This window comes from Ruegeria meonggei, from assembly GCF_042768335.1.
Taxonomy (GTDB): domain Bacteria; phylum Pseudomonadota; class Alphaproteobacteria; order Rhodobacterales; family Rhodobacteraceae; genus Ruegeria; species Ruegeria meonggei.
On sequence record NZ_JAXHBT010000001.1, the window covers coordinates 3,071,680 to 3,083,610 of the forward strand.

The 11,931-nt window shown below is 58.3% G+C and carries 9 protein-coding genes; 5 read left to right on the plus strand and 4 right to left on the minus strand.

All coding sequences use genetic code 11. The features are described from left to right. Positions 1 to 32 precede the first annotated feature (32 nt). Positions 33 to 788 (plus strand): RadC family protein, encoded by a 756-nt coding sequence (gene radC / locus SJY13_RS15160; RefSeq protein ID WP_085822519.1) that lies wholly within the window; start codon positions 33 to 35, stop codon positions 786 to 788. A 3-nt stretch (positions 789 to 791) separates the two neighbouring features. Here the strand turns inward: radC and SJY13_RS15165 are convergent, their stop codons facing one another. From SJY13_RS15165 to secA, 3 genes are all read right to left on the minus strand, one after another. Further along, entirely contained in the window at positions 792 to 2,348 is a 1,557-nt protein-coding gene (locus SJY13_RS15165) for a phosphate ABC transporter substrate-binding/OmpA family protein (protein WP_377191953.1), read from the minus strand. A gap of 24 nt (positions 2,349 to 2,372) precedes the next feature. Beyond that, positions 2,373 to 3,257 (minus strand): hypothetical protein, encoded by an 885-nt coding sequence (locus SJY13_RS15170; protein ID WP_377191955.1) that lies wholly within the window; start codon positions 3,255 to 3,257, stop codon positions 2,373 to 2,375. 142 nt (positions 3,258 to 3,399) lie between these two features. Beyond that, positions 3,400 to 6,117, minus strand: a complete 2,718-nt coding sequence (gene secA, locus SJY13_RS15175) for a preprotein translocase subunit SecA (RefSeq protein WP_377191957.1) — start codon at positions 6,115 to 6,117, stop codon at positions 3,400 to 3,402. Between the two features lie 176 nt (positions 6,118 to 6,293). Between secA and SJY13_RS15180 the strand changes: the two genes are divergently transcribed. Genes SJY13_RS15180 through SJY13_RS15190 form a run of 3 tightly spaced genes read left to right on the plus strand, consistent with a single transcriptional unit; the run spans position 6,294 to position 8,829 of the window. After that, positions 6,294 to 7,142 (plus strand): peptidylprolyl isomerase, encoded by an 849-nt coding sequence (locus tag SJY13_RS15180; RefSeq protein ID WP_377191959.1) that lies wholly within the window; start codon positions 6,294 to 6,296, stop codon positions 7,140 to 7,142. Positions 7,143 to 7,148: 6 nt separating this feature from the next. Further along, a complete protein-coding gene (argJ, locus tag SJY13_RS15185) occupies positions 7,149 to 8,375 on the plus strand; it encodes a bifunctional glutamate N-acetyltransferase/amino-acid acetyltransferase ArgJ (RefSeq protein WP_377191961.1) in 1,227 nt (408 codons plus the stop codon). A gap of 55 nt (positions 8,376 to 8,430) precedes the next feature. Next, complete coding sequence (locus SJY13_RS15190; RefSeq protein WP_377191963.1) at positions 8,431 to 8,829, plus strand: (deoxy)nucleoside triphosphate pyrophosphohydrolase; 399 nt, start codon at positions 8,431 to 8,433, stop codon at positions 8,827 to 8,829. A gap of 78 nt (positions 8,830 to 8,907) precedes the next feature. Here the strand turns inward: SJY13_RS15190 and SJY13_RS15195 are convergent, their stop codons facing one another. Continuing rightward, complete coding sequence (locus SJY13_RS15195) at positions 8,908 to 9,651, minus strand: hypothetical protein (RefSeq protein WP_377191965.1); 744 nt, start codon at positions 9,649 to 9,651, stop codon at positions 8,908 to 8,910. A 299-nt stretch (positions 9,652 to 9,950) separates the two neighbouring features. Between SJY13_RS15195 and SJY13_RS15200 the strand changes: the two genes are divergently transcribed. After that, positions 9,951 to 11,894, plus strand: coding sequence for an AMP-binding protein (locus SJY13_RS15200; protein WP_377193676.1), 1,944 nt, complete (start codon positions 9,951 to 9,953; stop codon positions 11,892 to 11,894). Positions 11,895 to 11,931 lie beyond the last annotated feature (37 nt).

Here is an 11,931-nt window from a genome sequence, read left to right on the forward strand (position 1 = left end):
TTCAGAAACCGATTCTGGACCACTCTGGAGGCATGACACAGGATGCCTTTGCCGAAGCCCCGATGCTGTTTGAAACAGATGAAGCCCCGGTGCAGCCGCTGCCTTCAGGCCGCCTGCCGTCTTACATAAAGGATCACCGCAAACGCCTGCGGGAAAGGTTTATGTCCGGCGGATCGGCCGCGATGCCGGATTACGAGCTGTTGGAGCTGGTTCTGTTTCGCTCAATTCCTCGGCAGGATGTGAAACCCTTGGCGCGGGCGTTGATGGATACGTTTGGTGATTTCAACCGCGTGCTGACCGCGCCCGAAGACAGGTTGCGCCAGATCAAGGGCGTCGGCGATACCGTCATCACCGACCTGAAAATCCTTGAGGCATGCGCCCACCGGATGGCCCGTGCACGGGTGATGCAACGGCATGTGATCTCGGGCTGGGACGCGCTGTTGGACTACTGCCACACCACAATGGCACATCGCGAGACAGAACAATTCCGGGTGTTCTACCTGGATCGGAAAAACGTACTGATCGCGGACGAGGAGCAGGCCAAGGGCACCGTCGACCACGTGCCTGTCTACCCGCGCGAGGTTGCAAAACGGGCGCTGGAATTGAACGCATCGGCCTTGATTGTGGTGCATAACCACCCCTCGGGTGATCCGACCCCGTCGCAATCGGATATCGATATGACTAACCGCATTCAGGACGCATGCGTGGCGCTGGGCCTGACCCTGCACGACCATTTGATCATCGGCAAATCGAACGAGCTGAGCTTTCGGGCCGAAGGCTATCTGTAGACGTTACTGAACCCAGACCTCGACCCGGCGATTTACCTTGCGGCCCCAGTCGGTGTCGTCGCAGGCCATCGGCATCGCCTCACCAAAGGCATCGACCTCAAGCTCTACACTGTCCGGAATGGCGGTCTCGACTGCGGACAGCACCGCATTGCGCACGGTCTTAGCCCGCAAAAGCGCGATCCGGGCATTGGCCGACGCAGGACCGTCGCCATCACTGAAGCCGATAAAGACCAGTTTGCGCGCATCCAGCGTGCCGGCTTCAAGCTGCTGCGCCAACTGGCGGATGTTTGAACGCGACTGCGCATCTGGCCGGGATGAGCCTGCCTCGAACCGGAAGGACAAAGACAGGCGCGCCATGGGCCGCAACGTGTCGATCATGCGTTGCAGCTCTTCCAGACCCACCTCGGCACCGCCCGCGGCCACCGCATTGGCCAGACGATCCCCCTGCAATCCAAGGCGCATGGCCTCTGGGGCCTGATCCACAAACCCCGCATCGCGGATCGCCATCTGGGCATCCTCGCTTTGGGTATAGGCCAGGAACTGCCTTGCAATGCGCGGCAGGCGGCGGTCGGGCAAGTACAGGAACATAGGCGAGGTCAGCGGGTAATCCTCGGTTTTGATCGATTGGCGCGTCGCGACCAGCGCATGGCCGCAGCCACCCGTCAGGGGCAAGGCACGCGCTGTTTCGGCCTCGGCTTTACTGGCGATTCCGATGCCAAAAGGGTCTTTGGCCACGGCGCGAACCAAATCACCGCTGTTGTGATGGCGTATTGTCCCATCGGCCAAAGTGGCATTGGCCGGGCCAAGTAGTTGATCCTCGAACCCTTGTGCCAACCCTGATCCGACATCGGGCAGATGCAGCGCAATCGGCGCGTCCGGGCCGCCAAGGTCCGACCAATTCGCAATCGCGCCGGAAAACACCCGAACCAGATCGGTGGGAGAGATCTGCCGCACCGGATTGTCCCGCGCCACAACGGGCACCAGAGCATCCAGTGCCACCACACGGGACCGGCGCACATCGGTCAGATCACCCAAACCGGCGGTTTCGGCGATCATTTGTTCTGACGGGCGAATTTCACGCAGGGCCATGACGATATCAGCCTGATCCGCGGTTAGATCGGCAAAGCCTTGGCCGGTGTTGCTGACATCAAAAATAAACCGGCCCAGAGGCGCATCCCGACCAGACTGATGCAGCGCATAGGTTTGGCTGTTGGCGTCGATGTGTGGCTCTGAGATGGACAGCCCTTCATGGTCAGCAAACCCCATCAGAAGGGCGGGCAGAACGGCCTCGGCCATGGCGGACGCGCCCGAGAACCGAATCTCGGCCACGAAATCGGTCAGGCTGGGGCAGGCCGGGCCGTCACAGGTGACACCGGACCCGTCGACGGTCAATTCACCGAACTGGGTGTCGACGCGATAGAATTCACCATCAAAGCCAAGCAGAGTGCCGGTGACTTCGACTTTGCCGTCATGGGATGTCAGCGTGATGTCCTGCGCCTGCGCGCCGGATGCAAGGATCACGAAAAACAGTGCAGCGGACGCCGCACGAAAGAATGTCATAAGAGTGTCGAGCCTGCCTGCGGATTACTTTTCCGCGATTGTCAGGTCTTGGAACAGATTATTCAACACCAGAAACTCACCGGTCCGCGAACAATCGGGAATGTTCAACGTCAAATCGTGCGAGCGCAGCTTCCGATCACCACGCAGCTCCAGCGATTGCACGCTCAGGTCACGACCACAGTTCTCGGCTGTCACTTCGGCTTCGACCGTTACTTCGATCGATCCTGCCTCGGACGCCCGGCCAGCGGGGAATGAGTACACTTGTAGGTTGCGGGCATCAGTAAGACCGGCCTGACCCAAATGCACAACGCTGCCTATGCCTTGCGTTTCCGGATTCGCTGAAACGTGGCCCTTGCTGCCGTAACTAGCGCCAAATTCCAGCGCGTGAATCTGCAAATCGGTCTGACCCTGCCATTGCAAAGCGATGCGCGCGTAATGGCCCATGTCAGGGATGTGAGTGGTGGCAACGGTACCTTGCTTGTTTTCAAGCGAGATCAGGAAAATTGCATATTCCGACAAGGCGGGAATGGTCAGGTCAAGTGTCCCGCTTGCATCTGTGTGCTGGGTCACGGTCAGGCCGCTGTGATGGATTTCTACCCGTTCATCTGCATAGCAAGGTGCTTTGACAATCACCCGGGCCGTGGCTCCGGGCATTGCATGGGCCCGGGCACTTAAGCTGCAGTTGGCATGGTCAGAGGGGGCTGACCGGCTAGGCTGCAGGGTTCGTCGCGCAGGTTCGGTGACGGCATCCGTACGATAGGCCGACGGCGAGGAGGTCAGAACAATTCCGTCCAGCCCGGGCATCACCGAGGTTTGCGCCACGGTGGCAGCCGCGACTTCAGCATGCGCGGCGTTACGCTGCGCAGTTGATCCATTTTGCATCAAGTAACCGATAGCGAGAGCACACACGACTGTGCCTCCGGTGGTTACGTAGTTCTTTATTACAAACAAGACACCCTCCCTAGTTGAAGGAGCGAGTCGCACATTGTCCCTGAAACACGGCCAATATGTGGCCGTGCAGCGGACTCATTGTGTCTGAACTACGGTGACGTCAGGTCAGGCGGCCATGGCAATGTTTAAATTTCTTGCCGGATCCACAAGGGCATCTGTCGTTGCGCGACGGGTTGCCCCAAGTGGCTGGATCATCCTCGACAAAGCCGGGGCGCGGATCACCCGAGGCTTCAGCCTCGGCCACTGCTTCGGCCTGATTGGTGGCCTGTTCAACTGATTGTTGTGCCTGTGCACGCTGTGCAGCCATCTGTGCCAGCATTTCCTTTTGTTCTTCTTCGGTCAGCGGGCGGACGCGCGACAATTGCTGGGTCACGGTTTCACGCAGGCTGTCGAGCATGGATTCAAACAGCTGGAAGCTTTCGTTTTTGTATTCGTTCAGCGGATCGCGCTGGGCGTACCCACGGAAACCAACGACGGAACGCAGATGTTCCAGCGTCAGCAGGTGCTCGCGCCATTTGCCATCAATGGTCTGCAGCAGAACCTGCTTTTCGATGTTGCGCATGTTCTCGGGGCCAAAGGCCACGGCTTTCTGCGCCATCATCTCATCGGCCGCATTCACCAGACGCTCGCGGACCTGTTCGTCATCCACGCCCTCTTCGGCGGCCCAGTCCTGAACCGGTGCGTCGATTGTCAGCTTGTCCTTGACCGCCTCGTGCAAACCATCGGTGTCCCATTGGTCGGCATAGGATTTCGGCGGCATGTGTTCGTCGATCAGGTCGTCGATCACCTGTTCGCGCATGTCCGAGACGATCTCGGACAGGTCGTCAGTCGACATGATCTCGCGCCGCTGGCTGAACACCACTTTCCGCTGATCGTTCATCACGTCGTCGAATTTCAGAACGTTCTTACGCATGTCAAAGTTGCGACCTTCGACCTTGGACTGCGCGCGCTCCAGCGACTTGTTCACCCAAGGGTGGACGATGGCCTCACCTTCTTTCATGCCCAGCGTGGTCAGAACCTTGTCCAACCGTTCCGAGCCGAAGATGCGCATCAGGTCGTCTTCGAGGCTGAGGTAAAACACGGTGCGGCCCGGATCACCCTGACGACCGGACCGGCCCCGCAGCTGGTTGTCGATACGGCGGCTCTCGTGCCGTTCGGACGCCATGACATACAGCCCACCGGCAGCCAGGACCTTTTCTTTTTCTTCAGCATGGCGGGCTTCTTCCGCGGCACGCAGCTCGGCCGGATCTGCCTCGGGGTTTTCGGCCAGCGCCTGCAGAACCTTCATTTCCACATTGCCGCCCAGCTGAATATCAGTACCGCGACCGGCCATGTTGGTGGCGATGGTCACCGCGCCATACCGACCGGCATCAGCGACGATCTGCGCCTCTTGCTCGTGCTGACGGGCGTTCAGAACGTTATGTTCGATACCTTCCTTGGTCAGCAACTGGCTGAGCAGTTCGGATTTCTCAATCGACGTGGTGCCCAGCAGAACCGGTTGGCCCTTTGCCTGCGCTTCCTTGGTCTCTTCGATCATTGCGCCGTATTTTTCGCCGGCGGTGCGAAAGACCTGATCGTCCTCGTCCAGGCGGGCGATCGGCTTGTTGGTCGGAACCTCGACCACGCCCAGACCGTAGATTTCGGCAAATTCCTCGGCCTCGGTCAGCGCAGTGCCGGTCATGCCGCCCAGCTTGTCATATAGGCGGAAATAGTTCTGGAAGGTCACGCTGGCCAGCGTCACGTTCTCGGGCTGGATCTGCACGCTTTCCTTGGCTTCGATGGCCTGATGCAGACCCTCGGACAGGCGACGGCCAGGCATCATGCGGCCAGTAAACTCGTCGATCAGCACCACGTTGCCATCACGGACGATGTAATCCTTGTCGCGCGTGAACAGTTTATGCGCGCGCAGACCCTGGTTGACGTGATGCACCACTGTGGTGCTTTCGGGATCATACAGCGAATGTCCCTCGGGGATCAGGCCTGCAGCGATCAGCTGCTGTTCCAGGAACTCGTTGCCCTCATCGGTGAAGGTCACGCCGCGGGCTTTCTCGTCCAGCGTAAAGTGATCATCGCCCAGTGACGGGATCATTGCGTCAATCGCCGTATACAGGTCTGACCGATCTTCGGACGGCCCAGAGATGATCAGCGGCGTCCGCGCCTCGTCGATGAGGATCGAGTCAACCTCGTCCACAATCGCAAAATTGTGGTGCTTTTGGTAGATCTCGGCCAGATCGGCCTTCATGTTGTCGCGCAGATAGTCAAAACCCAGCTCGTTATTGGTGGCATAGGTGATGTCGCAGCCATAGGCGGCCTTTTTCTCGGCATCAGGCTGGCCTGACCAGATCACGCCAGTGGTCATGCCGACAGATGCAAACACCTTGCCCATCCAGTCCGAGTCGCGCTTGGCCAGGTATTCGTTCACCGTTACCACATGCACGCCCTTGCCGGTCAGCGCGTTCAGATAGGCGGGGAAAGTGGCGACCAGGGTCTTGCCCTCGCCGGTTTTCATTTCCGAGATGTTGCCTTGATGCAGGAACGCCCCACCCATCAGCTGCACGTCAAAGGCACGCAAACCCAGCGCGCGCTTGGCGCCTTCGCGAACGTTGGCAAAAGCTTCGGGCAGCAGGGCATCCAGGGCCTCGCCATCCAGTGCACGTTTGCGCAGCTCGGCGGTTTTTTCGATCAAGCCTTCATCCGACAGTTTTTCGAACTCCGGCTCCAGCGCGTTGATCTGTTCGACCAGCGGGCGGGTCGCCTTGATCTTGCGGTCGTTCGGTGTTCCGAACACCTTTTTGGCAAGCGTTCCGAGTCCCAGCATGTTCACTCCAGCGGATCTGTTCTTGTCTTGGTTGCGACAGGCTTGCCCACCTTGCGCGCAACCCATAGATACGGGGGGTGAAAGGCGGCCCTGTCCAAGGCTTCAAAGCGATGTAAGCGGCAGGTCCCAGAGTGTCAACGCCACGCCCTGTCGCGGCAAAGAAATAGGAAGATTCCATGCCCAAAGGCCTCACTTTTCTGCCAACGCTGGCGCTTGCCGCCGTGATGGCCCTGCCATTGGCTGCTGAAACCAAGCCCGATGCGTCGACCGTGGTGGCCCGTGTAAACGGCGATGAGATCACCTTGGGTCACGTTATCGCCACCGTTGCGACCTTGCCGCCGCAATATCAGCAGGTCGAAGATGACGTTCTGTACGATTTCATCATCGAGCAGCTGATCCAGCAGCAATTGCTGGGGCAGGAACAGGACAATCTGACCAAGTTGAATGCGCTGGCGCTGGAAAACGAATCCCGTTCTTTGCGGGCTGTGCAGACAGTGAACGCGCTGGTCGGTGACGCCGTGACCGATGACGCCATTCAAGCAGCCTATGATGCACAGTTCGCCGAATTCCAGGGCGCGGATGAATACAACGCCAGCCACATTCTTGTGGAAAGCGAAGAAGAAGCCAACGAGATCAAGGCGCAGCTGGATGATGGTGCTGATTTCGCCGAGATGGCCAAAGAGAAATCGACCGGCCCATCGGGTCCCAATGGCGGTGAGCTGGGCTGGTTCGGCGCAGGCCGCATGGTGCCCGAGTTCGAGACCGCCGTTATCGGTCTGGAAAAGGATCAGGTGTCTGATCCGGTGAAAACACAGTTTGGCTGGCATGTGATCGTCCTGAACGACAAACGCAAAAGCGAAGCGCCTGCGCTGGACATTGTGCGCGAAGAGCTGGCCCAGACCCTTCAGCAAGAGGCCATTCAGACCCGCATTGATGAGCTGACGCAACAGGCCCAGATCGAGCGCCCCGCACCCGAGGGCCTGACCCCGGACGTTGTGCGCCAGTTGGACCTGATTCAGGAGTAATCTCGCGTGGCGAAGATCACCAAAGTCTCACCGCTGGCGCCTGTGGCGTTTCCCGAATTGCCCGCGATTGACGGTGTGCGTTTTGCCACCGTCGAGGCGGGCGTGCGCTATCAGGGCCGGACCGATGTGATGCTGGCGGTGCTGGACCCCGGCACATCTGTGGCCGGGGTTTTTACCCGATCGGCAACCCGGGCGGCCCCGGTACTGGACTGTCAGGACAAGGTCGGCGGGGCCAATGACGGGCCCGCGGCGATCCTTGTGAACTCGGGCAATGCCAACGCGTTCACCGGACATTACGGGCAAAGCTCAGTGACCGAAGTAACGCAGGCCGTGGCAACAGCAACCGGTGTTGACGTCGGGCGCGTCTTTACCTCATCAACCGGGGTGATTGGCGAGCCTTTGCCGCATGAGCGTATCGTGGCCCAGCTTGAGGTGTTGAAATCGGGCCTCAGCCGTCATGCGATCGAAGACGCGGCGCAGGCCATCATGACCACAGATACCTTCCCCAAAGGGGCCAGCGCGCAGGTTGAGATTAACGGCAAAACAGTCTCTATCGCGGGGATTGCCAAAGGATCGGGCATGATCGCGCCGGATATGGCGACGATGCTGGTTTACATCTTCACTGACGCACAGGTCGCCCAACCCGCGTTGCAGGCCATGCTGGGCACACAAGCTGATCGGACGTTCAACTGCATCACCGTCGACAGCGACACGTCGACTTCGGACACGCTGCTTTTGTGTGCGACTGGGGCATCCGGCGTGGATGCCACCGGCAATGACGCGTTTGCCCGGGCGCTGGAAGGCGTGATGCTGGATTTGGCGCATCAGGTGGTGCGCGACGGCGAGGGGGCAACGAAATTCGTGGAAATCCGCGTGACTGGGGCAGTCTCAGATACTGACGCCAAGGTGCACGGTTTGGCCGTTGCCAATTCACCGCTGGTGAAAACGGCCATTGCCGGCGAGGATCCAAACTGGGGTCGTGTGGTCATGGCTATTGGCAAATCCGGTGCCGCTGCAGATCGCGACCTGCTGAGCATTTCCTTCGGCGATATTCTTGTGGCCGAAAAAGGCTGGGTCAGCCCGGATTATCGCGAAGAAGACGCCGCTGCATATATGAAAGGCCAGGACCTAGTGATTGCAGTTGATCTGGGGCTGGGCGATGGAAAATCGACTGTCTGGACCTGCGATCTGACCCATGGGTATATCGAGATCAACGCGGATTATCGCTCGTGAAACTGAAACAACTCCGGCAAATGTGGAACCCGGTTTTGCGCCCGGGGTTGCGACCATGAAAACTGTATTAGTGTCTGCCGTCGCCCTGATCGATATCGAGGGCCGGGTGCTGTTGGCGCAGCGCCCAGAGGGCAAATCCATGGCTGGTCTGTGGGAATTTCCCGGCGGTAAAATCGAACCCGGAGAAACCCCCGAAGCCGCCCTGATCCGCGAGCTGGAAGAGGAGTTGGGCATCAACACCTGGGCCTCGTGCCTGGCGCCGCTGACCTTTGCCAGTCACAGCTATGACGATTTCCACCTGCTGATGCCGCTGTTTGCCTGCCGCAAATGGGAAGGCATCCCGCAATCTAAGGAGGGTCAGGCATTGAAATGGGTGCGTGCGAATGAACTGCGCACCTGCCCAATGCCTGCGGCGGATGTGCCCTTGATCCCTATCCTGCGGGACTGGTTGTAACCAAGGACCATTAAGAAACCGACCCTAAAATGGGGAATTATCGGTAAAACGGCACAGATTCTCTGGTGCCGAGATGAACTATAACTGGAAATGTATGTGATCGTCGTGACGGGCTGCCCGGCATCCCTGAAACCTAATTTTCTCATGCGAGATACCAAGGCTGTCAGCCAAATGCGGCTCCACAAAGATCTTCTCAACACGGGCATTGGCCGCCAGAACCTCAAGCGTCATACGCGTGCGGGCTTGTTCTATGCTGTAACTCTTCCAAAACGTTTGAAGACGTCGCAAGTTCCACCGCATCGTTGGCCAGGAATTCGCGCAATTGGACGACCCATCTTCGAAGGCGAAGTATCCAATTGGTGACCTTGTTGCCCCGCTCAGATAGCCTTCCTCGTTACTATAAAAAAATGCCAAATCTGCCTTTACACCGTCATCATGGGAAAGATGTGGAAGCAACGGAAAGCCATCAAAGAATGGAAAGTTGGCATCAAGTAGCAGCGTTTTGGTCCCTGGAAAGCGCGCATTCACCGTCTGCGCGGTATCTTCCAAAACATCCGCCAATTCAGGAGAAACATAGTTTCGGTTTAGCGCGCAATACATCCAGCTTTGGACTTCAAGCGGCCCACGGTCAAAGCAGCTTATGGCGACGCGTCCAAAGTAAGGAGCAACCCATACAGCTGATGTAGCAATAAGGGCATAAGCGAGGGCAAACGCGAACAACTTGCGCTTGAAGAACAAAGCAAAGATCCAGGCGAGGCCCCCGACTTGCGTCAAAAGAGTCAACAAAACAACAATAGAAGAATTAAAGAGGATACGTATCATACGGTGCAGTCGTGCATTAATGGGTCAAAAACCTAAAGCCCTCTGCGCCGCACTATGTCAATCGCTCTCGCGCTTCGCGGGTTGAAGATTCTTGTAAGCATCAACCAGCTGAGCATGCCCCTGTTACAATTCGTAAGAATTGAGAAAACATCAGGAAAAAGTTGACGCTGATCGTGCAACCGTCCCTTATCGGGGCGCTGGCGTCCGGGGTTTGGCCTCGGGTCCGCCGTTTCCGGCCCGGGGAGGGCCGGATGGGGAGGAGAAAGAGATTGGCTCAGACGCAGTCGGGCGCTGAGGGGATGGTTTCCCTTCCGGCGCTGTTACATCGCAATGCGACGCAGTTCGGGAATGTCCCGGCCTATCGGGAAAAGGAATTTGGGATCTGGCAATGCTGGACCTGGGCAGAGGCAGCCGCGGAAATCCGTGCTATCGCGCTGGGATTTCTGGAGCTTGGCATCGAGAAGGGCGACCATATCGCTGTGATCGGCCGCAACCGCCCGGCGCATTACTGGTCGATGGTCGCCGCGCAAATGGTCGGCGCGGTGCCGGTGCCGCTTTATCAGGATTCCGTCGCCGAAGAGATGGCCTATGTGCTGGAACATTGCGGCGCGAAATATGTTGTGTGTGGCGATCAGGAACAGGTCGACAAAGTCGTCGAAATTCAGGAAAATCTGCATCAGGTCAAACATATCCTCTATACCGACAAACGCGGGATGCGGAAGTACGACCATGCCCAGATGAACGCGCTGGACGACATCAAGGCCGAAGGCACCGCCGGCCACGCACGTTTTGATGCGGAACTGGACAAGCGGATCGGCGCGCTGACTTACGACGACACCTGCGTGATGCTCTATACCTCGGGCACCACGGGCAAGCCAAAGGGCGTGGTGCTGTCGAACCGGAACGTGATCGAAAGCGCCAAAAACTCGGCCGAGTTTGATCACCTGACCCGGAATGAAGACATCCTTTCTTATCTGCCGATGGCTTGGGTCGGCGATTTTATCTTCTCCATCGGGCAAGCCTATTGGTGCGGGTTCTGCGTGAACTGCCCCGAAAGCGCCGACACGATGATGACCGACTTACGCGAAATCGGGCCTACTTATTTCTTCGCGCCTCCGCGGGTGTTCGAAACCCAGCTGACCAATGTGATGATCCGGATGGAGGATGCGGGCAAGCTGAAGCAGCGGATGTTCCACCATTTCATGGCCCATGCCAAGAAGGTTGGCGGGCAGCTGTTGGACGGCAAACCGGTGGGTTTTGGTGATCGTGTCAAATACGCGCTGGGCAATATGTTGGTTTACGGGCCGCTCAAGGACACGTTGGGCTATGGACGGTTTCGTGTGGGTTATACAGCTGGTGAAGCGATCGGGCCGGAAATCTTTGATTTCTATCGCTCATTGGGCATCAACCTGAAGCAGCTTTATGGTCAGACCGAGGCGACGGTCTTTATCACCGTGCAGCCGGATGGCGAGGTGCGGGCCGATACCGTCGGCGTACCAGCCCCGGATGTCGAGCTGAAGATTGATGAGACGGGCGAGATTCACTATCGCTCGCCCGGCGTGTTTGTCGAGTATTTCAAGAACCCAGACTCCACCGCCTCGACCAAGGATGCCGAAGGCTGGGTGGCCACGGGCGATGCCGGGTTCATCGAGGAAAGCAGCGGCCATCTGCGGATCATCGACCGCGCCAAGGATGTGGGCAAAATGGCCGATGGCTCGATGTTTGCGCCGAAATATGTCGAGAACAAGCTGAAGTTTTATCCCGATATTCTTGAGGTCGTGCTGTTCGGAAACGGCAAGGATCGCTGCGTGGCCTTCATCAATATCGACCTCACAGCAGTGGGCAACTGGGCCGAGCGCAACAACGTCGCCTATGGGTCCTATCAAGAACTGACAGCACATCCGCAAGTATTAGAGACGATCAAATCCCATGTGGAAGAGGTCAACAAATCTGTCGCGGCTGATGAAATGTTGTCGGGTTGCCAGGTGCATCGCTTTGTGGTGTTGCACAAGGAACTGGACGCGGATGACGGGGAAATGACCCGCACCCGCAAGGTGCGGCGCGGGTTCGTCGAAGAGAAGTTCGCCGACATCATCGCGGCGCTGTATGACGGGTCTGAAACCGTCTCGACCACAACCGAAGTAACCTATGAGGATGGCCGCAAGGGATCCATCAGCGCGACGCTGAAGATCGTGGACGCGCCGGTTGTGGCTGCTGTGCAGCACAAGGTGGCGGCGGAATGAGGGAACAACGCGCGCCGATCGACCTGCGGTCACCGCC

Coding starts and splice junctions, on each gene's coding strand:
- radC (WP_085822519.1), top strand. CDS start 33: ATGACACAGGATGCCTTTGCCGAAGCCCCGATGCTGTTTGAAACAGAT.
- SJY13_RS15165 (WP_377191953.1), bottom strand. CDS start 2,348: ATGACATTCTTTCGTGCGGCGTCCGCTGCACTGTTTTTCGTGATCCTT.
- secA (WP_377191957.1), bottom strand. CDS start 6,117: ATGCTGGGACTCGGAACGCTTGCCAAAAAGGTGTTCGGAACACCGAAC.
- SJY13_RS15180 (WP_377191959.1), top strand. CDS start 6,294: ATGCCCAAAGGCCTCACTTTTCTGCCAACGCTGGCGCTTGCCGCCGTG.
- SJY13_RS15190 (WP_377191963.1), top strand. CDS start 8,431: ATGAAAACTGTATTAGTGTCTGCCGTCGCCCTGATCGATATCGAGGGC.
- SJY13_RS15195 (WP_377191965.1), bottom strand. CDS start 9,651: ATGATACGTATCCTCTTTAATTCTTCTATTGTTGTTTTGTTGACTCTT.
- SJY13_RS15200 (WP_377193676.1), top strand. CDS start 9,951: ATGGTTTCCCTTCCGGCGCTGTTACATCGCAATGCGACGCAGTTCGGG.